Raw genomic sequence first — 25,534 nt, 5'->3', positions numbered from 1 at the left:
AAGTTTGCCGAAAGGCGCCGGTGACCAATATAATGGGCAATGTGCCGGGTCTGTTTCAATTCTGAAACCCCCTATCTGAAACACAACAGGAGTTTACGCTATGGCAGTAACTAAACTGGTGCTTGTACGTCACGGTGAAAGTGAGTGGAACAAAGAGAACCGCTTTACCGGCTGGACTGATGTTGAGTTATCTGAAAAAGGCCGTGCTGAAGCACAAGAGGCTGGTCAGTTACTCAAAAAAGAAGGCTTCTCTTTTGATTTCGCCTATACCTCGGTACTGAAACGCGCTATTCACACACTGTGGAATATCCTGGATCAGGTAAACCAGCAGTGGCTGCCGGTGGAGAAAAGCTGGAAACTGAACGAACGTCATTACGGCGCACTCCAGGGTCTGGATAAAGCGGAAACCGCGGCAAAATACGGTGACGAGCAGGTCAAACTGTGGCGTCGCGGTTTTGCTATCACCCCGCCGGCACTGGAAAAAAGTGATGAGCGCTTCCCGGGCCACGATCCGCGTTATGCGAAACTGGCAGAAAGCGAACTGCCTGCCACTGAAAGCCTGGCGATCACTATCGATCGCGTTGTGCCTTACTGGACTGATGTTATCAAACCACGCGTCGCGTCCGGTGAGAAAGTGATCATCGCTGCACACGGTAACTCCCTGCGTGCGCTGGTGAAATACCTGGATAACATGAGCGAAGATGAGATCCTCGAGCTGAACATCCCGACCGCTGTGCCGCTGGTGTATGAGTTTGATGAAAACATGAAGCCGCTGCGCCGCTATTACCTGGGCGACCAGGATGCGATTGCTGCCAAAGCCGCTGCTGTTGCTAACCAGGGTAAAGCGAAGTAATCCGCTTTCTTTGGTGAAAAAAAACCCTGACACTTCATGTCAGGGTTTTTTATTTTCAGTGCTCCGGGCTTCTGGTGCTATCAACCGCGGCGGGCTTTTACCGCATCTGCCAGCTGACGCAACAGAGCTTCAGTATCTTCCCAGCCGATGCAGGCATCAGTCACACTTTTGCCGTACACGAGCGGTGCATCACCTTCCAGGTTCTGATTCCCTTCCTCAAGGTGGCTTTCCACCATCACGCCCATAATGGCTTTCTCACCACCGGCGACCTGCTGTGCCACATCGGTGCTCACATCCATCTGACGCTTATACTGTTTGCTGCTGTTAGCGTGGCTGAAATCGATCATAATACGCGGTGCCAGCCCAGCCTGTGCCAGCCCTTCTTTTACCGCACTGACATCTTCCGCACTGTAGTTTGGTTTTTTACCGCCGCGCAGAATAATGTGGCAGTCACCGTTACCGGTGGTGTTCACGATGGCTGAATGTCCCCACTTGGTCACGGACAGAAAACAGTGCGGCGACCCGGCGGCGTTAATGGCATCAATGGCGACTTTGATGGTGCCGTCTGTGCCGTTTTTAAACCCGACCGGGCAGGACAACCCGGAGGCCAGCTCACGGTGCACCTGGGATTCCGTGGTGCGGGCGCCGATAGCACCCCAGCTCATCAGATCCGCCAGATACTGCGGAGTGATCATATCCAGGAATTCACCGGCTGCCGGTAAGCCTTTGTCATTGATATCCAGCAGCAGTTTGCGGGCAATACGCAGACCATCATTGATGGCAAAAGAGTGGTCGAGGTGCGGATCGTTGATAAGCCCTTTCCAGCCGACCGTGGTACGCGGTTTTTCAAAATAAACGCGCATAACGATTTCCAGTTCACCTTTCAGTTCATTGCGCAATGTCAGCAGGCGATCCGCATATTCAACTGCGGCTTTCGGGTCGTGAATTGAGCATGGCCCGATAACGACCAGCAGACGATCATCCCGGCCTTCCAGGATTTCGTGGATTGCATGACGGGTGCGGCGAACGGTGTCTGCGGCAGTCTCAGTCGCGGGAAATGACTCTAATAACGCCACTGGCGGTAATAATTCCCGAATTTCTTTTATTTTTACATCATCGTTCTGATAATTCATAACCCGTCTCTTCCGGTGTCCTGTTTCATTATTGTCGTTATTTTAATCTAACTGCTTGTCAACACGCTGTAAACAATTAGCTGCCGTCGGAATTGAAATTAATTTTTCACCCCGAAAATATTCAGATCAACAGAACAAATTATTATGAATCAGAAGGAAAACAGCGGCTTCATCAGCCGCTGCCCGTGAGAAGGGTATTTATGCCGCTAATCCCGTTTTAATACGCTTAACAGCGGTAATCAGCGCAACAAACACCAGACCGGCGACAAGCCCGAACAATAAATTGGCAACCGGCGGAGTGATAAAGTGCAGCACGCTGCCGAATGCCGGAAGCTGTGCGCCCTGCTGAGCCAGATTTTCAATCAGGTTATAAATAAACGGAATACCGTGAGTCAGAATACCGCCGCCAACCATAAACATGGCCGCAGTCCCGACGACTGACAAGGTTTTCATTAAATACGGCGTCGCGTGGATCAGCCCGTCTCCCAGTTTTTTCAGCAACGCTGCTGATTTTTTCTGCAGGTAAAATCCCAGATCATCGAGTTTGACAATTCCCGCCACCAGACCGTATACCCCGATAGTCATAATGACCGCAATCACAGACAGCACCACGAGCTGATTAACAAAGGGAGAGGTGGCCACAATACCGAGGGTGATAGCAATAATCTCCGCCGATAATACAAAATCGGTGCGGATAGCGCCTTTGACTTTGCGTTTTTCGAATGCCGCCAACGCTTCCGGTGTCTGAATATCGTCTGCCGGTGCCGTTTCTCCGGGCTCATCACCGGCTTTATGCAGAAACTTATGCGCCAGTTTTTCCGCGCCCTCAAAACAGAGAAACGCCCCGCCGACCATCAGGAGAGGTGTAACCGCCCAGGGGGCAAAGGCGTTGATCAGCAGTGCGAGCGGCACCAGAATCAGTTTATTGAGAAAAGAGCCCTTCGCCACTGCCCAGACCACCGGGATCTCCCGCTCAGCGCGGACACCAACGACCTGCTGAGCATTCAGCGCCAGGTCATCCCCCAGGACACCGGATGTCTTTTTGGCGGCCATTTTGGTCATCACAGAGACATCATCCAGTACGGTTGCGATATCATCGAGTAGTGCAAGTAAGCTGCCACCGGCCACAAGCGTTTCCTTTTATTGCTGATTAATGAGAATCTGATTGTTGTCAGACTCTCATTATAATCACCGGATTATTGTGCGGAAAATAGTTTTACGGCTGTTTCGCCGCTTTTATCCACATCCGCGAGCCGTTAAGTGCCACTCCCAGCAGGATGATATATTCCAGCGACAGCGCGTACACGCCCTGAAGGGCATAAATCACAATACTGATCATATTGATAACCACCCACAGCAGCCAGTTTTCCACCAGCTTACGGGTCATCAGGATCATCGCCACCACGGACAACACGGTCATTGCCGCATCCCAGAACGGGAAGGCATCCGGCAGCAATACCGGCATCGCCAGATCAGCCCCTGCGACATTCAGTATACTGACCATACTCTGTGCCAGCCACGTAAAGACCGGGTCGATAAAACGCGCCAGCAGTAAAATCGCCGCCAGAGAAACCGCCGCAATGACAGCCGTCTGCCGCAGCGGCATCCAGCGGATTTTCAGCTCCGCTTCTGCTTTCTCATTTTGTCTGCTCCAGGCATACCAGCCATAAATATTGGCAGCGAAAAAGAAAATCTGCAGCAGCAGATTGGCATAGAGCTGGATCTGAAAGAAAATCACCGCAAACAGCGTGACGTTAATCAGGCCAAACAGATAATTGATTGTTTTTTCCAGACTTGCCAGCCAGATACACAGCAACCCGGCGGTTGCCCCCACCGCTTCAATCCAGGACAGCGAATAAGACCCTTCTTCCCAATAGGGGATCACCACGAGAATATTATGAATATCAAAAAATTCCATTCCGTCACCTGTACTAAGTCTGTTTCCTGTCATCGGTGGTCAGCCACTGAGACCAGGTTTAGTTAACTGTATCCTGCCCTGCTGTTTCCGGTAAAATCATCCCATGGTAACAGCATTTGTTTAATATGCTAAACATCATAACGTTTTTTTAACCTGAACTCTCCCGCTATTTTTGATTATGACGTACTATCAGCCCAGCGATTAATTATATGAATGAGATGTAAGATGGAATCAATTGAGCAAATTATAAACACTATAATTTCTTTTGCCCTATTAGATCCCCGTATCGATGCGGTTATTATCACCGGCTCTGTGGCACGCCAGAACCAGGCAGACCGTTTTTCGGATATTAATGCCGAACTGATCGGCAGCAGTCATGATGATTTATTTCAGGACAGCCGCTGGCTGAGCCGGTTTGGTGTGCCGCTGATTATCCGCAAAGAGGCTTCACGTGATGACGACAGCCTCTGCTGGCCGTCTTGTCAGGTTCTGTATGAAAAAGGCCGTAAAGTTGATTTTGTGCTGGCCGGGCGCGAACGTATCAAACATATGGCTGCACACGGACTGGACAGCATCTATCAGCGCGGTTATGCCGTTCTGCTGGATAAAACCGGTCTCACTGCCGGGTTGCCTGAGTATGCTGATCCGGCTGCCGTGCTCACTCCGCCGGATCAGCAGACCTTCCTGTCAAACTGGCAGAATTTCTGGCTGGAAGCCTCACAGGCACCGGTTTATTATCTGCGCAATGAACTCTGGACTGCCCGGCTGAAAGATACCGCTATGAAACAGTGGCTGATCACCCTGCTGGAGTGGCATGTGCTGCTGCGCAGTGACGGTACACAGGATGTCTGGTATGCGGGTCGTCATCTGAGCACCTGGTTGCCTCCGGGCCTGTACGGGCGTTTTATGGCAACACTGGACAACCGTGATCGTGTCCGTGCCGCACGGGCGCATATGGCGATGCTGACACTCTACCGCGATGTGGCACTCCGCGTGATTGAAGCACAGAAATTTGATATCGATATCACGCTGGCAGATAAAATTATTGCACTGGTCACTGACCGGCTGAATGCCGATGATTTACTCGCGCCGGAGAATGAATAATAACAAACAGGTGATCGCCGGTGTGATACCGGTGAAAACAAAAAATCAGAGGGAAAATAGTGACGATGGTGGGTCGTACAGGATTCGAACCTGTGACCAATTGATTAAAAGTCAACTGCTCTACCAACTGAGCTAACGACCCATCGTAATACTGCTGAGGGAGGTCTGAAATGGTGGGTCGTACAGGATTCGAACCTGTGACCAATTGATTAAAAGTCAACTGCTCTACCAACTGAGCTAACGACCCGTTTCAGATTTCGGGCAAAAGAGAATGGTGGGTCGTACAGGATTCGAACCTGTGACCAATTGATTAAAAGTCAACTGCTCTACCAACTGAGCTAACGACCCGTACTCTCTTGCCAACGGCACGATATAATACTGATTTATCCGGCCGGTGCAACGATTTTTTCAAATTAACTTATTCAAACGCTTATAATTCACTCACTTAGCCCCGGTTGAGCAAAAAACTCTCCGGTCGGGGCTATACTCTGAGCAAAAAAACAAACCGGCGGTTATAAACCAGCCAGTTTTTTCTCAGCCAGCTTCGCACCGGCAGAGCCCGGGTATTGTGCGACAACCTGCTGATAAATCGCTTTCGCTTTCGCTTTATCCCCTTTCTCCTGCATGATCAGCCCGACTTTATAGAAGGACTCCCCTGCTTTCTGGGATTTCGGCCAGTTTTTTACCACAGAAGCAAAATACGCCGCAGCGTCATCTTTTTTGCCTTTGTTGTAGTTCATCTGACCTAACCAGTAATTGGCATTAGGAAGATAACCGGATTTCGGATAGCTTTGGATAAAACGCTGAAATGCGCTGATTGCACCATCGTAATCTTTGGTGTTCATCGCCATGTTTACCGCGGCGTTATAGTCATCTTTCTCATTGCCCTTACTTGCAGCAGCAGGAGCGGAGGTTGCGGCAGTATCCGCAGAACCCGTATTACCGGATGCCGCGGATGTATTATCTGTTGATGCACTGCCGCCACCGGTGAGGGAATCCACCTGTGAGAAAAGTTCGCGTTGGCGTTCTGTCAACTGATTCAGCTGGTACTGACTTTCCTGGATTTGCCCGCGCAGCATATCGATATCGCGCTGGTTGTCCATGACTTGTTGCTGAAGTTGGGTTAATAGCTGACCATGAGCGTTAGAAATACGCTCGAGCTGCGTGAGGCGGTCATCAGTGGAGCCTGAGCCGATATTGATGATGGGTGCCTGAGCAATAGCGGCCCAGGGGGCCGCTACACCTATCAATAACGACAGACTCACCATCAGGCGTCTGAAGTTACTTTTCATGTATATCTCTTAGTATACGATGACTGCACGACGGTTTTTAGCGTAGTCAGCTTCGGTGTGACCCAGAACTGCCGGCTTCTCTTTACCGTAAGAAACGATAGAGATTTGTTCGCCGTTAACGCCTTTACCCTGCAGGTACATTTTCGCTGCGTTAGCACGACGCTCGCCCAGTGCGATGTTGTACTCCGGAGTACCACGTTCGTCAGCATGACCTTCTACAGTCACTTTGTAAGACGGGTTGTTACGCAGGAATGCAGCGTGTGCATCCAGCATCTGCTGGAATTCAGGAGAGATATCGTATTTGTCGAAACCGAAGTATACGATATTGTTGTTCTGAAGTTCCTGCAGCTGCTGGCGTGCCAGTTCTTCCGCAGACATACCAGCGTTTGCGCCATTATCGACAGTGCCCGCATCAGTCTGGTCGTTTTTGTTAGAACTACATGCAGCAACAGCCAGAACAGGTAAAGCTAACATCAGCCCTTTAAGCACTTTGTTAAGTTGCATCTCTTTGATCCTTTTATAATTTGCCATACATATTTTTAATGCATCACAGATACGGCGACCAGGCAGGGAATTTTACCTGTCCGTCAGTCGCCGGAAGACGCGCTTTGAAACGCCCATCGGTCGAAACCAGCTGCAATATAGTTCCCATACCTTGCGAGGAGCTATAAATAACCATAGTGCCGTTAGGTGCGATACTTGGCGTTTCATCTAGGAACGTATCCGTTAAAATCTGGAAATTGTTCGCTACTAGATCTTGTTTGGCGATATGCTGTTTCCCGCCGCCTGAACTGACCATTACCAGGAAACTGCCGTCAGCACTGACGTCACCATTCTGGTTCTGAGTCCCATCCCACGTCAGGCGCTCAGGCGCACCGCCATTAATCCCAACCTTATAGATCTGCGGACGACCAGCCTGATCAGACGTGAACGCTAACGTCTGGCTGTCCGGGAACCATGAAGGTTCGGTGTTATTACTGCGACCATCTGTTACCTGACGCATCTGGCCTGAGCCGAGATCCATCACATACAGATTCAGACTACCGGTTTTTGATAACGCAAATGCCAGTTTGGTTCCGTCCGGTGAAAATGCCGGGGCACCGTTGTGACGCGGGAATGAGGCAACCTGGCGCACCTGTCCGCTGGACAGATTCTGAATAACCAGGGCTGAACTTCCGCTCTCAAAGGTAACATACGCCAGTTTCTCGCCATCCGGTGACCATGCCGGTGACATCAGCGGCTCCGGTGAACGGTGAACGGTGAACTGGTTGTAGCCGTCATAATCAGACACGCGCAGCTCGTGACGATAGTCACCGCTGTTTTTAACCACCACATACGCGATCCGGGTACGGAATGCACCACGAATACCGGTTAATTTCTCAAATACTTCATCACTGGCAGTATGTGCCGCATAACGCAGCCACTGTTTGGTGACTTTAAACTGGTTCTGTGCAAGTACGCTGCCCGGAGCACCGGAGGTGTCCACCAGCTGATAGCTCACCAGATAGTTGCCGTCAGCGCCCGGCTGAACCTGGCCGACAACAACAGCATCAATGCCTAACGCCGTCCAGGACTCAGGAACCACTTCAGATGCGGTACCCGGTAACTGCGGCATACGATTAGGGTCGATCGGGTTAAATTTCCCGCTGTTACGCAGATCCGCGGCAATGATCGCGCCGATGTCTTCCGGAACAGCGCCACCGCCGGCGACCTGGAAAGGTACGATGCCGATAGGACGTGCTGAATCAACACCCTGAGTAATCTCGATACGAACTTCAGCCTGAGCAACTGCCGCCCACAGCATCAGAAAACCGAGCATGTATTTCACTGCCTGCTTCATTCTCTCTCCCTCGTTGTGCCAATGCCCGCATCAGACTCATATTTTAACAAACGTTCCTAACCAAAACCAGATACCGCAATAAAAACTAACAACCGGATATATTTGGTTAGTCACACTGTATTACAGCTTATTCCGGCTTAAAGTCCAGTTTAGTATTCTTAAACTGCTGCCAGACCGATTTGCTCGGCGGAGCAGGAATACGGGCCTGCTTCGCCGCCGCGAGTGCAGCCTGACATAAACCGTCATCACCACCAACCGCATTCACACTGATAAGTGTTCCCTTATCTGTGATATTAATTTCCAGCGTACAGGTCTTACCGCGGTACAGATCCGCATTGTAGAACTTCGCCTGGATCGCTAACCGGACCTGTGCGATATAACCGTTCATATCACCATCCGAGTTTGTTCCGCTCTTCTTGCCACCGCCCTGACCGGCTGCGGATGCACCGCCGCTTTCTGTGCCCGGGGCGTTGGATGCCAGTCCGCCGAGGAGGTCATCCACTTCGCTGGCCTGTTTTTTCGCGGCAGCTTTGGCGGCTTTTTCTTTAGCCGCTTTGTCTTTGGCTGCTTTTTCAGCTTTGGCGGCTTCTGCTTTGGCTGCTTCTGCTTTAGCGGCTTCAGCCTTGGCGGCTTTTTCCTGAGCCGCTTTTTCGGCTTTGGCTTTTTCTTCTTCAGCCGCTTTCTGTGCAGCAGCTTTCTCGTCAGCCTGCTTCTTCGCCAGCGCCTGCTCTTTAATTACGTTTTCTTTTTCAGCCTGTGCTTTGGCTGCGGCTTCTTCCGCCAGCTTCTGCTCTTCTTTGGCTTTCTTCACGGCTTCCTGAGCTTGTTTTTGCTGCTCTTCAGCCTGTTTTTTCTGATCTTCCACTTTTTGTTCGGTCTTCAGGCGCTCTTCTTCAATCGCTTTTAAGCGCTCCTGCTCGCGCAGTTCTTTCTGACGTAATTCTTCTTCCTGCTGCTTCGCTTTTTTCTCACGCTGCGCCTGAGCCTGTTTTGCGTTGGCCTGCTGCTGTTGCTGCTGGTTGAAGTTTTCCACCATCGCGTTCGGATCAACCATAATGGCGTCGATCACCTGACCGCCTTCACCACCGCCGGTCAGTCCTGATTTGGTGACAAACGATCCCCAGATCACAAGCGCAATCAGCAAAAGATGCAACACCACAGAGGTGATGACAGAACGATTTAATTTATCTTTACGCTCTTTCAGCTTTCCCACGCTTAATTCCCTAACCTTCTGAGTGAAAACATCTGCATAACAAACCTTACATCGGCTTCGTCATCAGGCCCACAGATTTCACTCCGGCCTGTTTCAGAATATTCAGGCCGTTAATAATCTCTTCGTAAGGCACATCTTTAGCGCCGCCGACCAGGAAGACAGTCTTCGGATCTTCAGCCAGATACTGTTTTGCCGCTGCAATGATCTGCTCTTCCGGTAACAGTTCCAGACGATCCTGCTTCACCACCAGGGTGTAGCGGCCGACACCGGAGACTTCCAGGATCACCGGCGGATTATCATTAGTGGAAACGGCCTGAGAATCGGAGGCATCCGGCAGATCCACTTCCACACTCTGACTGATGATCGGCGCTGTTGCCATGAAGATCAGCAGCAACACGAGTAACACGTCCAGTAAAGGAACAATGTTAATTTCGGATTTCAGCTCCCGCCGGCGTCCGCGATGACGTGCCATGATAATCTCCTGCCTTATTTCTTATCAGCAGTAGCAAAGGCCTGACGGTGTAAAATCGCCAGAAATTCTTCGCTGAAGTTGTCGTAGTTCTGTTCTAATTTATTCACGCGCTGATTAAGACGGTTGTATGCCATAACCGCAGGAATTGCGGCAAACAGACCGATTGCGGTTGCAATCAGGGCTTCCGCGATACCCGGCGCCACCATCTGTAATGTTGCCTGTTTTACCGCACCGAGGGCGATAAAGGCGTGCATGATCCCCCAGACTGTCCCGAACAGGCCGATATACGGGCTGATAGAACCGACAGTACCAAGGAACGGGATGTGGTTTTCCAGATTTTCCATCTCACGGTTCATGGAGATGCGCATTGCACGCGCCGCACCGGTTTCCACCGCCTGCGGAGAGTGCACATTCGCCTGATGCAGGCGGGCAAATTCTTTAAAACCGGAGTAGAAGATCTGCTCAGTCCCGCTCAGTTCATCACGGCGGGCCTGGCTTTCTTTATACAGACGGGACAGTTCGATTCCTGACCAGAATTTGTCTTCAAACGCTTCTGCTTCACGGGTGGCCGCATTCAGGACTTTGGTGCGCTGAATAATAATGGCCCACGAGGCAACAGAAAAGCCCAGCAATACCAGCATGATAAATTGCACGAGGTAACTTGCTTTCAGGAATAAATCCCAGATATTCATGTCAGTCACTGCTTAAACTCCGCGACAATAGACTCAGGAAGCGCTACCGGCTTCATTAAAGAAATATTCACGCAGGCGACCAGTACCTCTGCGCGACATAAAAGAGTTCCGTTTTTATGCATAAGTGTCTGCGTAAATGTCAGAGACGCACGACGGATATCGGTGATCTCACTGCGTACCTCTAACAGATCGTCTAACCTTGCCGGATGGTGGTAATCGATAGTTAATTTGCGGACCACAAAGCCGAGCTGCTCTTCCAGCAGACGCTGCTGGTGAAAGCCCCGTTCCCGTAACATTTCGGTTCTGGCACGCTCAAGAAATGCCAGATACTGCCCGTGGTATACCACACCACCAGCATCGGTATCTTCGTAATAAACCCGTATAGGCCAACTGAACATTGAATATCCCGCAACTTACTTTTATCAGACAACATGCCTTGCAAACTATACGTGAAGAGCAAACGTATTGAAAATGCTTAGTTCGTAAAGATAAGAAAAGCCCGTTTGTCCGCGCGCTAATCATACTCGCCTTTATCCAACACGCAAGCCCCCGGAAGGGTTGAGATGAAAAAATATTTTGTTACGTATTACAATGCCTTAGCGGCATTATTTTTTGCTCAGAAAGCTATCATTAAACACTTATTAAAAGACATTTTTCCTCACGAACACGCAAAAATCCGGAATTATCCGGATTTTTCTGCTACCGATTTATTTACAGGATAATCTAACTTATTGTAATTTCATAAATTAAATCACCTTGTTTTTATTTTGTGAAAACAGGATTTATGACCCCTGTTTACCGGCTGAAAAACCGGCCGTCAACCCGCCGGTGTTGTTTTATGCAGACAGCGGCGTTTCATGTAAATAATGCCACCGCCACTTTCCGGTATCCTCCCGGCGGAGAATAGCCAGCGAGCGCCGTACGGTGGTGCTTCCGGCAAAATGCTGTGTCTCCAGATAACGTACTGACAGGGTGTTTTCTGTCAGGCTGACACAGTGATATTCCGACGTTTCAATCGGTGCTCCCTGCCTCTTACCCTGTATACGGGTGAACATCTCCGTCACCGCCGCAAGGTCAATAACAGCCCCGCTGATACCGGTCATGGAAAACTCAGATGTGAAGTGGGTCAGCAATTCAGACAGTGCTGCCTGCCCTTCTGCTCCCGAAACCGTAAAGGTTTTAAAAATCAGGTCATGAACATGATGAATTTCATCACACGCCTGCTGAAACAACATCGTATTACTCACGGATAATCTCCTCTGCGGGTTTTAATGAAGTACGACACTGCGGGCGGATCAGGAAAATCAGCGGGATTAACCCAGCCAATGCGCCCCCCAGAAATGTCAGGGCAAATGCCTGCCCCGGAACAACCGTATTCAGGGTCTGATACAGCGTCATCATGACGGCGGCACCAATACTGAACACCACCTGACGGTTAATATTCCAGATCACACTGGCTTTGTTCAGCTGTGCGCCGTGAAAATCATACAATGCAGTAGTTTGTGCGCAGTTGGCAGCGATACCGCCGCCGGTGCCTGTCAGCAGGTAAATCAGACCGATGAAATACAACGGCGTGTGGCTGTCTGTCAGGGCAAACAGCGCGATACCGCCGCTGTGCAGCAGCAGACTGATAATAAACAGACGCCCGGCACCGGTCCGGTTATACACTGCGCCGCTGATCAGCATTGCCACCATCGCCCCCGCCGCATACAGCAGCATAAATGCACCGGTGACGGCGGTACTCAGACCGGGAACCGTGGTCAGATAAAAGATAGCGAGGATGTTCGCCCCGGTAAACACCCCCGGTACTGCGTAATACACCGCCACCGACAGCCACAGCCGGGTATTTTTCAGCAGCGATAAATCAATAATCGCCTGCGGGGTCTGCCGGTAATGGCGGTAATAAAGCCCGGCACTGCACAGCATCAGCCCGCCGAGCGCCAGTGCGCCGGTGATATTGTGATATTCCCCGTATAGAGAGAGGGCAATCAGCAGGGATGCCAGCGTCAGGCTGACCAGCAGCAGCCCTTTGAGATCCGGCGCATCTCCGGCAGCGGTTTTCGGTTCACGGATCCAGCACCAGGCCAGCAATGCTGTAAAGAGTGCCACCGGCGCATTGACATAAAAGACAGGCCGCCAGCCGGCCAGATCAACAATGATCCCCCCGGCCATCGGGGAAAGCGCAGGCGCAATCAGCGCGATCATCATAATAATGGTGGATATTTTGCTTCGCTCACGCCCCTGAAAATACTGAAAAGTCAGTGACTGCCCGGCGGGGATCAGTAATCCGCCTGCCACGCCCTGTAAAAAACGCCAGAAAATCAGCGAAGCAAAGGATCCTGCACTGCCTGCCAGCACAGCCGCTGCGGCAAACAGCAGCATGGAAGCCGTCATCAATTCGCGGATCCCGAAACGGGCCGCCAGCCGGGGACTGAGCGGAATAATCAGTGTCAGCCCGAGAATATAGCTGTTTGCCACCCAGGTCACCGACAGGGATGACACCTGCATGGCCTTCGCAATAGCAGGCAATGTGATGGCCGACATAAAGATATTGATGCAATCAATAAAAAAGCCCAGCAAAAAAATCAGGGCGATACGGTAACGATAAGTCATGGTTTCCTCCGGTCAGCAGTGTAAAAGCAGTTGACCACAGCCGTCTATGCATCAAAATAGACAATACTGTTTGAGAAAACGAAACAATCTGATGCTGACATCCGTTGAGAAGATCAATACCTTTATTTATGTTGTGGACACCGGTTCCTTTACCCGGGCCGCTGCACGCCTGAATCTGAGCAAATCGGTGGTCAGCCTGCATATCAAAGCCCTGGAATCCGAGCTCAGTACCACACTGCTGCACCGGACCACGCGGCAGTTTACCCTGACGGAATCCGGCCAGGCGCTGTATCAGCAATTCAAACCGCTGTTACAGCAGTTTGACAGTGCGATGGATGCCGTCAGAACGGGAACCGCTCAGCCACAGGGGCCGCTGAGTTTCAGTGCTGCCGCCGAATTCGGCGGTCAGTTTCTGCTGCCGCAACTGCCCGCCTTTACACAACGCTATCCGCTGATCAGGGCGGATTACCGTGTCGATCACAGCCTGAGTGATTTGATTGCCCTGAAACTGGATGTGGTGTTCCGGCTGGGCACGCTGAGTGACAGCGGTCTGCGGTTCCGCAAACTGGCTGATTTTCCGGTCTGCTATGTGGCAACGCCTGAATTTATCCGGCAGTACCGGATAACGGAAAACAGTGACCCCGCCGCCCTGCCCTTTATCGCCAACAGTAATTTCACCGCCCGTTTAAGCCGTCGTCAGCATCTGCCCGCGCCGGACAACCGGGTGTTTATCTCTAACGCGATTCAGGCGATCCGCACCATGACACTGGCACATCAGGGTTACAGCCTGCTGCCGGTCTGGTATATCCGGGAACAATTAGCTGAGGAGAAGCTGGTTCCGGTGTTCACCCGTCAGCCGGTGCCGGATCAAAGTATCAATATGGTATTTCCGCCCGCTGCGCATTTGCCGCAGAAGGTCCGGGTGTTTATTGATTATTTTGCCCGGTTTTTTGCCGGTAATGCCGCATTGCTGCACTATCCGTGAACCGGAGCGGAGGCAAAAAAGAAAAAAGCCGTTCATATGAACGACTTTTTAGTCATAAACGTTTGTATCAGCTGAACAAATGATAAAGGCCGTAACCCAGAATCACCACCGCCGGAAGCGGATGGAACAGAATCTTCCAGATTGTGCGCTTCGGCCGGAATGCCAGACCGAAAATGGCACCGTTACATACCGCCCAGATCATCAGCAGTCCCTGCCAGATCTGTAATGAGCTGGTGTTTGCCGCAAAACGCGACGGATCCCAGATCACACTCAATGCCAGCCCCAACGCCATCAGCAGGACAAGGACCCGGATGGGGCCCTTATCCAGTAGTTGGTAAGACTTATCCAGCATCCGTCTTACTCGCCTGAAGCGGCTTTATCTTCCTGGTGCTCAATAGCCAGTGCTGCAATAACAGCAATACTGCAGGCCAGGAGCGTTCCGAGGATCCATGCAAAATACCACATATTCGTCTGCTCCTTAGTACAGTGAATGTTTGTTCTCTTCGATGAAGGACTTATCAAGACGCCCTGCCATCTTCACGTAACACCAGATGGTGTACAGGAGAACAATCGGCACAAAGATAATCGCAACAACCGTCATCACCTGGAGAGTAAACAGACTGGAGGTTGCATCCCACATGGTCAGGCTGACGTTCGGGTCGATGCTTGAAGGCATAACGAACGGGAACATCGCTGTACCGCAGGTCAGGATCACACCGGCAATGGTCAGTGAGGTGAACAGGAATGCCCATGCACCTTTATCCATGGCAGTGAACATCACAACCAGCAGCGGTGATACCAGACCAATAGCAGGCAGGATCCACAGGATTGGATACGCATTGAAGTTTGCCATCCATGCGCCGGCTTCCTGTACCACTTCTTTATTGACCGGGTTAGACGCACCGAAATGGTCGATGTCAGAGACAACACGGAAACCTTCGATACCGCCCCACATCAGCCATGCACCCGCCGCCGCAAACAGAACAAATGTCAGCAGCGCTGTGATCGTGGTGGCTTTACGCACACGCACATGCAGATCACCGGTGGTACGCATCTGCAGGTAAGTCCCGCCGTGCGCCACGATCATCATCAGGCTGATTAAACCGGCTAACAGACCGTACGGGTTCAGCAGACCGAAGAAGCTCCCTGCATAAGACACCTGCAGCTGGGAGTTAACTTCTACCGGTACACCCTGTAACAGGTTACCGAAGGCCACACCGATCACTAATGACGGTACGAAACTGCCGATAAAGATACCCCAGTCCCACATACCGCGCCATTTTGGTGATTCCAGTTTTGAGCGATAGTCAAAACCGACCGGACGGAAGAATAATGCCGCCAGGACCAGAATCATTGCGATATAGAAACCGGAGAATGCTGCCGCATAGACCATCGGCCATGCTGCGAACAGTGCACCACCTGCGGTGATAAGCCATACCTGGTTACCGTCCCAGTGCGGTGCGATCGCGTTAATCATGATACGGCGTTCAGTGTCATTTCTGCCGATAACACGCAGCAGAACACCCACGCCCATATCAAAGCCATCAGTTACAGTGAAGCCAATCAGCAGTACGCCAATCAGGATCCACCATACAAACCGTAATATTTCATAATCAAACATAAGTGGGCTCCTGTTTACTTAGCGTCTTGTGCCGGGGACGTTTCGAAATGATAACGGCCGGTTTTTAAGCTGCTTGGACCAAGACGTGCAAATTTGAACATCAGGAACATTTCAGCAATCAGGAATAAAGTATACAGACCGCAAATCAGCGCCATAGAGAACAGAATGTCTCCGGCTGCCAGATGTGACGTTGCATATGCTGTCGGTAATACTTCACCAACTGCCCATGGCTGACGGCCATATTCTGCAACGAACCAGCCCGCTTCAACACCAATCCACGGTAACGGCAGGCTGAGGAAAGCAGCACGCAGCAGCCATTTTGATTTGCCGACACGGTTACGCAGTACACTCAGGAATGACAGACCGAGAACGATCAGCATCAGACCACCGGCTGCCACCATCAGGCGGAATGCCCAGAACAGCGGTGCAACGCGTGGAATGGAGTCTTTGGTTGCTGCCTGAATCTGCTCTTCCGTTGCCTGACCGACGTTGTCGGTATAGCGTTTCAGCAGTAAGCCGTAACCAAGGTCTTTTTTACTCTGATTAAAGGCATCACGGACTGCCGGGTCGGTATTACCACCGCGCAGCTGCTGTAACAGATCATACGCCACCATACCGTTACGGATACGCGCTTCGTGCTGCACCATCAGGTCACGCAGACCGAGAACCGGCGTATCAATGGAACGGGTGGTGATAAGACCCATCAGGTACGGAATCTCAATCGCAAAACTGTTTTCCATTTTTTCCTGATTCGGGAATGCGATCACGTTAAATGATGCAGGCGCAGGCTGGGTATGCCATTCACCTTCAATCGCGGCGAGTTTGGTTTTCTGCACGTCACCCATTTCATAACCGGATTCATCACCCAGCACGATAACGGATAACACGGCGGCGATACCAAAGCTTGCTGCAATCGCAAAAGAGCGTTTTGCAAACGCGATATCACGGCCTTTCATCAGATACCACGCACTGATAGACAGTACGAAGATCGCACCGGTACAGTAGCCGGCAGCCACTGTGTGCACAAATTTAACCTGTGCAACCGGGTTGAGAACCAGTTCGGAGAAGCTCAGCATCTCCATACGCATGGTTTCAAAGTTGAAGTCAGCAGCAATCGGGTTCTGCATCCAGCCGTTTGCCACCAGGATCCACAGTGCAGAGAAGTTGGAACCGAGTGCAACGAACCAGGTCACCATCAGGTGCTGTTTCTTGCTGAGGCGATCCCAGCCGAAGAAGAACAGACCCACAAAGGTGGATTCGAGGAAGAATGCCATCAGACCTTCGATTGCCAGAGGCGCACCGAAGATATCACCGACATAGTGAGAGTAGTATGACCAGTTTGTCCCGAACTGGAACTCCATGGTCAGACCGGTAGCAACACCCAGAGCAAAGTTAATACCAAATAACTTACCCCAGAACTTCGTCATATCTTTATAGATTTGTTTACCGGACAGGACGTAGACCGTTTCCATGATCGCTAACATGAAGGACATCCCTAATGTTAGCGGTACAAATAAGAAATGGTACATCGCTGTTAAGGCAAACTGTAATCGCGACAGTTCGACAATATCAAACATCTTGACTCCTTGCTCCTAGCAGGAAGACACCGACATGCGGCAACCCAAGCTTTCCTGAAGAAAGAAAGCAACATAACTACCAGCAATAAATGCCTCTAAATGCAATAACAAATTAGCAACAAAAAAACACCTAAATAGACACCCTAATAATAGTACGCTTATATTTGCACACAATAAACCGCTTTTGCGTGATTCAGATTGGAATTCTGAGGATATATCAAATAATGCGCAGCGTAGTCATTTTCGGCTATTTTGATCTGCCACAATTTAAACAAACTACCGAAATAATGCCAGTGCAATATATTGATTTACGTCAATTTTCCCGTTACGTGTTAATTAAAATCGCAGATATGGTCATTGCGTTATTTTATTGTTAATGTGATGTACACATAAATACAACCAAACAGAAAAATACCAATAATATATGCGCTTTTTATTAACCTTTTATTTTCATCAGCAATCCTGGTTAATTTTATGAGCCGGATAATTCAATTATAAATAAATTATCACTAAAACTGTTATTGTCTGTTTGTATTAACGCATGACAATAATCGTTTTCGGCGCAAAAATTAAGTATAAATCAAGATGATAAAAAACGCTCTTTTATACCTGAGACTTTTTGCTGTGTAAACGATACAGCAAGCGTTTCAGAACAATTCAGAAAATTGATTAAAACAACAGCAATAACAGAAGGCAGCGCGTAAACGCGTGTAATCAGGCAGAAATGGCGGAATTGTGTTCAGATCAAAAAACAGCCGGAAGCGGCATGAAACCAGCCCCGGCTGTATAATACTGGCAGAAATTATTTATTCAGAATCGCTTTTACCGCATCACCGATATCGGCCAGACTGCGGACCGTCTTCACACCGGCAGCTTCAAGGGCCGCAAATTTCTCATCTGCGGTGCCTTTTCCGCCTGCGATAATCGCCCCCGCATGACCCATACGTTTGCCTTTCGGTGCAGTCACACCCGCAATGTACGCCACAACCGGTTTGGTGACATGGTCTTTGATAAAGGCAGCCGCTTCTTCTTCCGCACTGCCGCCGATTTCACCGATCATCACAATCGCTTCTGTCTGCGGGTCATTCTGGAACATACGCAGGATATCAATAAAGTTAGAGCCCGGAATCGGGTCACCACCGATACCCACACAAGTGGACTGTCCCAGACCGGCATCCGTCGTCTGTTTCACTGCTTCATAAGTCAGCGTACCGGAACGGGAAACGATCCCCACTTTACCCGGCAGATGGATATGTCCCGGCATGATCCCGATTTTGCACTCACCCGGAGTGATAACACCCGGACAGTTCGGGCCGATCATCCGCACACCGGCTTCATCCAGCTTCACTTTGACGGTCAGCATATCCAGAGTCGGGATACCTTCCGTGATGGTGATAATCAGCTTGATCCCTGCATCAATCGCTTCCAGAATGGAGTCTTTGCAGAACGGTGCCGGAACATAAATAACAGAAGCGGTCGCACCGGTGGCTTCCACCGCGTCACGCACCGTGTTAAAGACCGGTAAACCTAAATGTGTTGTACCGCCTTTGCCCGGCGTCACACCGCCGACCATTTTGGTGCCGTACGCAATTGCCTGTTCAGAGTGGAAAGTCCCCTGGCTACCTGTGAATCCCTGACAGATAACTTTGGTGTTCTTATCGATTAAAATAGACATTATTTCGCTCCCACTGCTGCAACAACACGTTTCGCAGCATCCGTCAGGCTGGTTGCCGCAATAATATTCAGACCACTTTTCGCCAGTTTTTCCGCACCCAGTTCCGCGTTGTTCCCTTCCAGGCGCACAACCACCGGCACGCTGACACCGACTTCCTCAACGGCACCGATGATCCCGTCCGCAATCAGGTCACAACGGACAATCCCGCCGAAGATATTGACGAAGACCGCTTTGACGTTTTCGTCAGACAGAATGATTTTAAAGGCTTCCGTCACACGTTCTTTGGTTGCGCCGCCGCCGACATCCAGGAAGTTTGCCGGTTCACCGCCGTGCAGTTTGACGATATCCATGGTGCCCATTGCCAGACCGGCGCCGTTCACCATACAGCCGATATTGCCGTCCAGTGCCACATAGTTCAGTTCCCACTGTGCAGCCTGTGCTTCGCGGGCATCTTCCTGTGACGGATCATGCATTTCACGCAGTTCCGGCTGGCGGTACAGGGCGTTACCGTCAATACCTAATTTGCCGTCGAGGCAGATAAGTTCGTCCTGTGTGGTGATCACCAGCGGGTTGATTTCCGCCATGGCCAGGTCACGCTCCAGGAACATGGTTGCCAGTCCCATAAAAATTTTGGTGAACTGGCTGACTAACTTACCGGTCAGACCCAGTTTAAAGGCCAGTTCGCGCCCCTGATACGGCATCGGGCCGGTCAGCGGGTCAATCACCGCTTTGTGGATCAGTTCCGGTGTTTCATGTGCCACTTTCTCAATTTCGACACCACCTTCAGTGGAGGCCATAAAGACCACACGGCGTGAACCGCGATCCACCACGGCACCCAGATAAAGCTCTTTGGCAATATCTGTTGCGCCTTCCACCAGCACCTGATGCACAGGCTGACCCAGTGCATCTGTCTGATAGGTTACCAGACGTTTGCCTAACCACTGTTCGGCAAACGCGCGAATTTCATCTTTGCTTTTAACCAGTTTCACACCGCCCGCTTTCCCGCGGCCGCCGGCATGAACCTGGCATTTTACGACCCACGGGCCGCTGCCGATTTTGGATGCTGCTTCTTCCGCTTCACGGGGTGTGGAGCAGGCATAGCCTGCCGGTGCAGGTAAACCATACCGAGTGAAGAGTTGTTTTGCCTGATACTCGTGTAAATTCATGATGTTCTATCCATAATTTGTCTGATGAGAGCGGACTCTCTTATTGTTGTTGCCTGGATAGCGCCGGTTTCCCGGCGCAGGGACACAGATTCACTGTCGCGAGTTCAGCCGGGCGGTTTTAGCGCGATGCCGCCCGGATGAGGGGTGACTACACGTCGAGCAGTAAACGTGCCGGATCTTCTAACATCTCTTTAATGGTCACGAGGAATCCGACAGATTCACGGCCATCAATCAGACGGTGGTCATAAGAGAGTGCCAGGTACATCATCGGCAGGATCACCACCTGACCATTTACCGCCATCGGACGATCCTTAATCGCATGCATTCCCAGAATCGCACTCTGCGGCGGGTTAATGATAGGTGTGGACATCAGTGAGCCGAATACCCCGCCGTTGGTAATGGTAAAGTTACCGCCGGTCAGATCTTCCACGGTCAGTTTGCCTTCCTGACCTTTGACAGCCAGCTCTTTAATGCGTTTTTCGATTTCCGCCATGCTCAGCGCATCTGCATCACGCAGGACCGGGGTCACCAGACCGCGCGGTGTGGAGACCGCAATACTGATATCGAAATAGTTGTGATACACCACATCTGTACCGTCGATAGAGGCGTTCACTTCCGGATAACGTTTCAGTGCCTCAACCACCGCTTTCACATAGAAAGACATGAAACCGAGGCGCACACCGTGGCGTTTTTCAAACGATTCGCCGTACTGTTTGCGCATATCCATCACCGGCTTCATGCTCACCTCGTTAAAGGTGGTCAGCATTGCGGTGTTGTTTTTCGCTTCCAGCAGACGCTCTGCCACACGCTTGCGCAGACGGGTCATCGGTACACGTTTTTCACTGCGGTGCGGTAAACCGGCCTGAGAAACCGGCTCAGCAGCAGCTTTCTCCGGTGCTTTCGGCTGCTGTGCCAGGTGTTTCTCAACATCTTCACGGGTCAGACGACCACCGACACCACTGCCGGCAATATCTGACGCTTTCAGGCCGTGCTCTGCGAGCAGGCGGCGCACCGCCGGGCTTACCGCATCATTGGTTTCTTCATCCAGACCGGCGTTCTGACGCTGTGCCGGTGTGGACTGTACTTTTTCTTTTATTTCTGCTGGCAGACCGGTGCTGTCGCCCAGACGGATGCGTCCGAGCAGTTGTTTAGAGAGAACCGTCGCCCCTTCTTCTTCCAGCACCGCTTCCAGAACGCCGGAATCACTGGCAGGTACTTCCAGCACGACTTTGTCTGTTTCAATTTCCACCAGCACTTCATCACGTTCGACGCTGTCACCCGGTTTTTTGTGCCAGGTTGCCACCGTGGCATCGGCAACAGACTCAGGGAGATCAGGAACCAGAATTTCTATGCTACTCATTGCTTTTCCTTAATTTATTCAACGTTCAGTGCATCATTAACCAGCTCTTGTTGTTGCTGCTGGTGAACAGACGTATAACCCACGGCCGGAGAGGCGGATGCCGGACGGCCCGCATAACGCAGTGCCGCACCTGCCGGAACCGCATCACGGAAATTATGCTGACAGCAGTACCACGCGCCCTGGTTGAGCGGCTCTTCCTGACACCAGACAAAATCTTTCACATGGCTGAATGGTGCGAGAATCGCATGGATATCTTCATGCGGGAACGGATAGAGCTGTTCAATACGGATAATCGCCACATCCGTCTGATTATTCTTACGGCGCTGCTCCAGTAAATCGTAGTAAACCTTACCGGAACACAGCACAACGCGCTTCACATCTGCCGGATTCAGCTCATCAATTTCACCGATAACTGCTTCAAAGCGGCCTTCGGCCAGTTCTTCCAGAGAAGAGACCGCCAGCGGATGGCGCAGCAGTGACTTCGGTGACATGACAATCAGCGGACGGCGCATACCGCGCAGTGCCTGACGGCGCAGCATATGGTAAACCTGAGCCGGGGTTGACGGAACACAGACCTGCATATTCTGTTCGGCGCAAAGCTGGAGATAGCGTTCCAGACGGGCGCTGGAGTGCTCCGGCCCCTGACCTTCATAGCCGTGCGGCAGTAACATCACCAGTCCGCACATCCGGCCCCATTTCTGTTCGCCGGAGCTGATGAACTGGTCAATCACGACCTGCGCCACGTTGGCAAAGTCACCAAACTGCGCTTCCCAGATAGTCAGACCGCGCGGATCCGTGGTTGCATAGCCGTATTCAAAGGCCAGTACCGCTTCCTCAGACAGGACAGAGTCCCACACATTGAAGCGCCCCTGGGCGTTATGGACATTCATCAGCGGCACATAACAGGAGCCGTTGCTCTGGTTATGGATAACCGCATGACGGTGGAAGAAGGTACCGCGACCCGCATCCTCACCGGACAGACGCACCGGAACACCTTCATCCACCAGCGTGGCGTAAGCCAGATTCTCCGCCGCACCCCAGTCGAGCAGTTTGTTGCCTTCCGCCATTTCCGCGCGGTCGGTATAGATTTTTTCGACACGCGGGTGCATATGCACTTCTTCCGGCACGGTACTGATACGGCGCGCCAGATCACTGAGGCGTTTCAGTTCCACTTTATTGGCGTAGCCGTCATTCCAGTTGTGATTCAGGTACGGTTCCCAGGTGAGCGCGGCTTTACCGATTTCACGCCACTCTTCCACCACACAGTCACCGCGATCCATGGCATCACGGTACATATTGACCATTTCAGTCACATCACCGGCAGCCACCACCCCTTCCGCAATCAGTTTATCGCCGTAGATTTTACGCGGTGTCGGATGCTGTTTGATTTTCTGGTACATCATCGGCTGGGTTGCACTCGGCTCATCCGCCTCGTTATGGCCGTGACGGCGGTAGCAGACCAGATCGATCATCACATCGCGGTTAAAGGTATTACGGAAATCCAGTGCCAGACGGGTCACAAAGGCCACTGCTTCCGGATCATCCGCATTCACGTGGAAAATCGGTGCCTGTACCATCTTCATAATGTCAGTACAGTATTCTGTTGACCGGGTATCTTTCGGGTTGGAGGTGGTGAAACCAATCTGGTTATTGATAACAATACGGACAGTCCCGCCCACTTCATAGCCCCGTGCCTGTGACATGTTCAGGGTTTCCTGAACAATCCCCTGGCCGGTTACTGCGGAGTCACCGTGGATGGTGATCGGCAGAACCATTTTGCTCAGATTTTGCGGCAGACGGTCACGGCGGGCACGGACAGACCCAATCACTACCGGGCTGACAATCTCAAGGTGAGACGGGTTAAAGGCCAGCGCCAGATGCACCTGAGCCCCTTCTGTCACAAAATCGGACGAGAAGCCCTGGTGGTATTTCACGTCACCGGTACCCAGATGATCTTTGTGTTTACCGGCAAATTCATCGAACAGATCCGCCGGTTTTTTACCGAACAGGTTGACCAGGACGTTCAGACGACCACGGTGCGCCATACCCAGCACCACTTCGCGGGTGTCCTGCTTACCGGCATGACGGATAAGATCTTTCAGCATCGGAATAAGGGAATCGCCCCCTTCCAGTGAGAAGCGTTTTGCCCCCGGGAATTTCGCCCCGAGATAGCGCTCCAGCCCTTCAGCCGCAGTCAGATCGGCCAGGAAACGCCGTTTTTCATCAGCACTGAACAGTTTACTGACGTCAACGGATTCCAGACGTTGCTGGAGCCAGCGTTTCTCTTCGGTATTGGTGATGTGCATGTACTCGGCACCGATGGAGCCGCAGTAAATGCGCTTTAATGCATCAAACAGTTCACCCAGCGGCATGGTTTCACGGCCGATGGCAAAAGAACCGACGTTAAAGGTTTCATCAAAATCGGCTTTGGTCAGGTTGTGGAACGCCGGGTCCAGATCCGGAACCGGTTCCTGTTTCCACAGGCCGAGCGGGTCAAGATTGGCATTCTGATGACCGCGGAAGCGGAATGCGTTGATAAGCTGCAGGACTTTAACCTGCTTGGAATCCGTTGCCGGATCGCTGACCGAGGTGTGGTAGCGGGTTGAATCTTTGGCCAGACGACGAAAGTAGTCGCGCGTCTGTGAATGAGGTTGTTCTGTGATGTCCGCTTTCGGCAGTGAGTCGAAAATCTCCCGCCAACTTCCATCGACGGAGGACGGATCGTTCAGATAATCTTCATAGATATCTTCTATGTAGGCCTGGTTTTCTCCAGCCAGAAAGCTGGAATCCAGCCAGTCCTTCAGTGCGCCGTTCTGCATTATGATCCCTTAAGCTTAGAGCTTCATTCCCGTTGTCTTTCCGGCTGCGGTGTACCGGCTGCGTGTCTGTCCGGAAAACAGAGTGACTCTGTTCTGCGGATTACCCCGTCTGCCGCTGCCCTGCAACCTGAATGAGGCCGGGTTTAGTTTTCGCCGTGATAACTAATACCGCGATACATTGCGGTGCGTAAAGGATTCCCGGGTGGTGCTTATGCATCTTATGTTCTGTGTATCCCTGAGGAACCTTTAGCAACGGAATAACCGTTGCTGAAGATCCCTGTGCTGTCTATAACCATACTTACATTTAAGCCAAAAAACTCACATCTTAATCACAATTAACTACATTTATTGCCGCTTCTAACACTTACTACGATAGATTATGCCTATTGTTACGGGTTAGTAAAAGATGCCTGCCGGGCAGGCATCTTATTATTATCAATCGTTTAAGCAGAATAAAGTCAATTATGCACTACGTTTCAGTAACATTGATTTAATATGACCAATTGCTTTTGTCGGATTCAGCCCTTTCGGACAGACACTGACGCAGTTCATGATGCCGTGACAGCGGAATACGCTGAACGCATCACTGATATCGTCAAGACGGGATTCTGTCTCAGTATCACGGCTGTCCGTCAGGAAGCGGTATGCGGCTAATAAACCGGCCGGGCCGATAAACTTGTCCGGGTTCCACCAGAAGGACGGGCAGGATGTCGAGCAGCAGGCACACAGGATACATTCGTACAGACCATCGAGCTTTTCGCGCTGCGCCGGTGACTGCAAATGCTCACGTGCCGGCGGGTTTTTGTTGTCGTTGATCAGATACGGGCGGATCTTTTCATACTGCGCGTAGAACTGCCCCATATCCACCACCAGATCCCGCACCACCGGTAAGCCCGGCAGCGGACGGATCACCACTTTTTTGCCGCCTTTCATCAGTGCCGACAACGGTGTGATACAAGCCAGACCGTTTTTGCCGTTCATATTGATGCCGTCAGAACCGCACACCCCTTCACGACAGGAGCGGCGGAATGACAGGCTCGGATCCTGCTCTTTCAGCAGAATAAGTGCATCCAGCACCATCATGTCCCGGCCTTCTTCCACATCCAGCTGATAGTTCTGCATGTGTGGTGCGTTATCCACATCCGGGTTATAGCGATAAACTGAAAATTCAACTTTCATAGTATTCTCTCCGCAAATGCCT

25 protein-coding genes and 3 tRNA genes are annotated in these 25,534 nt (G+C 51.3%); 4 read left to right on the top strand and 24 right to left on the bottom strand.

All coding sequences use genetic code 11. The annotated features are described in order from the left end of the window. Positions 1-100 precede the first annotated feature (100 nt). Entirely contained in the window at positions 101-853 is a 753-nt protein-coding gene (gene gpmA / locus ACF8OF_RS06200) for a 2,3-diphosphoglycerate-dependent phosphoglycerate mutase (protein WP_004235668.1), read from the top strand. An 80-nt stretch (positions 854-933) separates the two neighbouring features. Here the strand turns inward: gpmA and aroG are convergent, their stop codons facing one another. From aroG to pnuC, 3 genes are all read right to left on the bottom strand, one after another. Beyond that, complete coding sequence (gene aroG, locus ACF8OF_RS06195) at positions 934-1,986, bottom strand: 3-deoxy-7-phosphoheptulonate synthase AroG (protein ID WP_349467858.1); 1,053 nt, start codon at positions 1,984-1,986, stop codon at positions 934-936. Between the two features lie 198 nt (positions 1,987-2,184). Then, positions 2,185-3,114 carry a DUF808 domain-containing protein gene (locus ACF8OF_RS06190; RefSeq protein WP_392496043.1) on the bottom strand — a complete coding sequence of 310 codons (930 nt, stop codon included), beginning with the start codon at positions 3,112-3,114 and terminating at the stop codon, positions 2,185-2,187. Between the two features lie 88 nt (positions 3,115-3,202). After that, the gene (gene pnuC / locus ACF8OF_RS06185) at positions 3,203-3,904 is read right to left on the bottom strand and encodes a nicotinamide riboside transporter PnuC (RefSeq protein ID WP_392496042.1); all 702 of its coding nucleotides are present in this window, start codon (positions 3,902-3,904) and stop codon (positions 3,203-3,205) included. A gap of 225 nt (positions 3,905-4,129) precedes the next feature. Here pnuC and ACF8OF_RS06180 point away from each other — a divergent pair, with 225 nt between their 5' ends. Next, positions 4,130-5,008, top strand: coding sequence for an aminoglycoside 6-adenylyltransferase (locus ACF8OF_RS06180; protein WP_392496041.1), 879 nt, complete (start codon positions 4,130-4,132; stop codon positions 5,006-5,008). A 66-nt stretch (positions 5,009-5,074) separates the two neighbouring features. Here the strand turns inward: ACF8OF_RS06180 and ACF8OF_RS06175 are convergent. From ACF8OF_RS06175 to ybgC, 10 genes are all read right to left on the bottom strand, one after another. Then, positions 5,075-5,150: transfer RNA gene (locus ACF8OF_RS06175), tRNA-Lys, on the bottom strand. 29 nt (positions 5,151-5,179) lie between these two features. Then, positions 5,180-5,255: transfer RNA gene (locus tag ACF8OF_RS06170), tRNA-Lys, on the bottom strand. A gap of 25 nt (positions 5,256-5,280) precedes the next feature. Continuing rightward, positions 5,281-5,356 (bottom strand) — tRNA-Lys (locus ACF8OF_RS06165). Positions 5,357-5,520: 164 nt separating this feature from the next. Continuing rightward, positions 5,521-6,300 (bottom strand): cell division protein CpoB, encoded by a 780-nt coding sequence (cpoB, locus tag ACF8OF_RS06160; RefSeq protein WP_025153441.1) that lies wholly within the window; start codon positions 6,298-6,300, stop codon positions 5,521-5,523. Between the two features lie 9 nt (positions 6,301-6,309). Then, positions 6,310-6,804, bottom strand: a complete 495-nt coding sequence (pal, locus tag ACF8OF_RS06155; protein ID WP_025153442.1) for a peptidoglycan-associated lipoprotein Pal — start codon at positions 6,802-6,804, stop codon at positions 6,310-6,312. A gap of 43 nt (positions 6,805-6,847) precedes the next feature. Continuing rightward, positions 6,848-8,140, bottom strand: a complete 1,293-nt coding sequence (tolB, locus tag ACF8OF_RS06150; protein WP_025153443.1) for a Tol-Pal system beta propeller repeat protein TolB — start codon at positions 8,138-8,140, stop codon at positions 6,848-6,850. Positions 8,141-8,267: 127 nt separating this feature from the next. Beyond that, complete coding sequence (gene tolA, locus ACF8OF_RS06145; protein ID WP_262861085.1) at positions 8,268-9,353, bottom strand: cell envelope integrity protein TolA; 1,086 nt, start codon at positions 9,351-9,353, stop codon at positions 8,268-8,270. 46 nt (positions 9,354-9,399) lie between these two features. Next, the gene (gene tolR, locus ACF8OF_RS06140; RefSeq protein ID WP_025153445.1) at positions 9,400-9,825 is read right to left on the bottom strand and encodes a colicin uptake protein TolR; all 426 of its coding nucleotides are present in this window, start codon (positions 9,823-9,825) and stop codon (positions 9,400-9,402) included. Positions 9,826-9,839: 14 nt separating this feature from the next. Continuing rightward, complete coding sequence (gene tolQ, locus ACF8OF_RS06135) at positions 9,840-10,526, bottom strand: Tol-Pal system protein TolQ (protein WP_004241620.1); 687 nt, start codon at positions 10,524-10,526, stop codon at positions 9,840-9,842. Continuing rightward, on the bottom strand, positions 10,523-10,915 hold the full coding sequence (gene ybgC / locus ACF8OF_RS06130) for a tol-pal system-associated acyl-CoA thioesterase (protein WP_045138323.1): 393 nt from the start codon (positions 10,913-10,915) through the stop codon (positions 10,523-10,525). Before ybgC ends, tolQ begins: the two co-directional genes overlap by 4 nt. Before the next feature lie 165 nt (positions 10,916-11,080). Between ybgC and ACF8OF_RS06125 the strand changes: the two genes are divergently transcribed. After that, positions 11,081-11,239, top strand: coding sequence for a hypothetical protein (locus ACF8OF_RS06125; protein ID WP_262861084.1), 159 nt, complete (start codon positions 11,081-11,083; stop codon positions 11,237-11,239). Positions 11,240-11,353: 114 nt separating this feature from the next. Here ACF8OF_RS06125 and ACF8OF_RS06120 read toward each other — a convergent pair whose 3' ends face one another. Continuing rightward, on the bottom strand, positions 11,354-11,764 hold the full coding sequence (locus tag ACF8OF_RS06120) for a hypothetical protein (RefSeq protein ID WP_392496038.1): 411 nt from the start codon (positions 11,762-11,764) through the stop codon (positions 11,354-11,356). Next, entirely contained in the window at positions 11,757-13,130 is a 1,374-nt protein-coding gene (locus ACF8OF_RS06115) for an MFS transporter (RefSeq protein ID WP_392496037.1), read from the bottom strand. The genes ACF8OF_RS06120 and ACF8OF_RS06115 overlap by 8 nt, the downstream gene beginning before the upstream one ends. Positions 13,131-13,221: 91 nt before the next feature. Here ACF8OF_RS06115 and ACF8OF_RS06110 point away from each other — a divergent pair, with 91 nt between their 5' ends. Then, on the top strand, positions 13,222-14,115 hold the full coding sequence (locus ACF8OF_RS06110; RefSeq protein WP_392496036.1) for a LysR family transcriptional regulator: 894 nt from the start codon (positions 13,222-13,224) through the stop codon (positions 14,113-14,115). A 67-nt stretch (positions 14,116-14,182) separates the two neighbouring features. Here ACF8OF_RS06110 and ybgE read toward each other — a convergent pair whose 3' ends face one another. The 9 genes from ybgE to ACF8OF_RS06065 all read right to left on the bottom strand — a co-directional run bounded on the left by ybgE (position 14,183) and on the right by ACF8OF_RS06065 (position 25,512). Then, a complete protein-coding gene (gene ybgE / locus ACF8OF_RS06105) occupies positions 14,183-14,467 on the bottom strand; it encodes a cyd operon protein YbgE (RefSeq protein ID WP_262861080.1) in 285 nt (94 codons plus the stop codon). Positions 14,468-14,472: 5 nt separating this feature from the next. Beyond that, positions 14,473-14,580 carry a cytochrome bd-I oxidase subunit CydX gene (gene cydX / locus ACF8OF_RS06100; protein WP_262861079.1) on the bottom strand — a complete coding sequence of 36 codons (108 nt, stop codon included), beginning with the start codon at positions 14,578-14,580 and terminating at the stop codon, positions 14,473-14,475. A 13-nt stretch (positions 14,581-14,593) separates the two neighbouring features. Continuing rightward, complete coding sequence (cydB, locus tag ACF8OF_RS06095) at positions 14,594-15,736, bottom strand: cytochrome d ubiquinol oxidase subunit II (RefSeq protein ID WP_025153451.1); 1,143 nt, start codon at positions 15,734-15,736, stop codon at positions 14,594-14,596. 14 nt (positions 15,737-15,750) lie between these two features. Then, positions 15,751-17,313: a cytochrome ubiquinol oxidase subunit I gene (gene cydA, locus ACF8OF_RS06090; protein WP_025153452.1), complete on the bottom strand. Its 1,563-nt coding sequence runs from the start codon at positions 17,311-17,313 to the stop codon at positions 15,751-15,753. An 802-nt stretch (positions 17,314-18,115) separates the two neighbouring features. Continuing rightward, positions 18,116-18,988, bottom strand: coding sequence for a succinate--CoA ligase subunit alpha (sucD, locus tag ACF8OF_RS06085; RefSeq protein ID WP_004235649.1), 873 nt, complete (start codon positions 18,986-18,988; stop codon positions 18,116-18,118). Next, complete coding sequence (gene sucC, locus ACF8OF_RS06080) at positions 18,988-20,154, bottom strand: ADP-forming succinate--CoA ligase subunit beta (RefSeq protein WP_004235648.1); 1,167 nt, start codon at positions 20,152-20,154, stop codon at positions 18,988-18,990. The genes sucD and sucC overlap by 1 nt, the downstream gene beginning before the upstream one ends. Positions 20,155-20,302: 148 nt before the next feature. Beyond that, a complete protein-coding gene (gene odhB, locus ACF8OF_RS06075; RefSeq protein WP_354621345.1) occupies positions 20,303-21,514 on the bottom strand; it encodes a 2-oxoglutarate dehydrogenase complex dihydrolipoyllysine-residue succinyltransferase in 1,212 nt (403 codons plus the stop codon). 14 nt (positions 21,515-21,528) lie between these two features. Next, complete coding sequence (sucA, locus tag ACF8OF_RS06070) at positions 21,529-24,333, bottom strand: 2-oxoglutarate dehydrogenase E1 component (protein WP_025153454.1); 2,805 nt, start codon at positions 24,331-24,333, stop codon at positions 21,529-21,531. 462 nt (positions 24,334-24,795) lie between these two features. Further along, positions 24,796-25,512, bottom strand: a complete 717-nt coding sequence (locus ACF8OF_RS06065) for a succinate dehydrogenase iron-sulfur subunit (protein ID WP_004235644.1) — start codon at positions 25,510-25,512, stop codon at positions 24,796-24,798. Between the last annotated feature and the right edge of the window lie 22 nt (positions 25,513-25,534).

Source organism: Morganella sp. TYF_1, from assembly GCF_043105645.1.
Taxonomy (GTDB): Bacteria; Pseudomonadota; Gammaproteobacteria; order Enterobacterales; family Enterobacteriaceae; genus Morganella; species Morganella morganii_B.
Note: the sequence above shows the minus strand (reverse complement) of the source record. Positions and strands in the feature narration are given on the sequence as shown.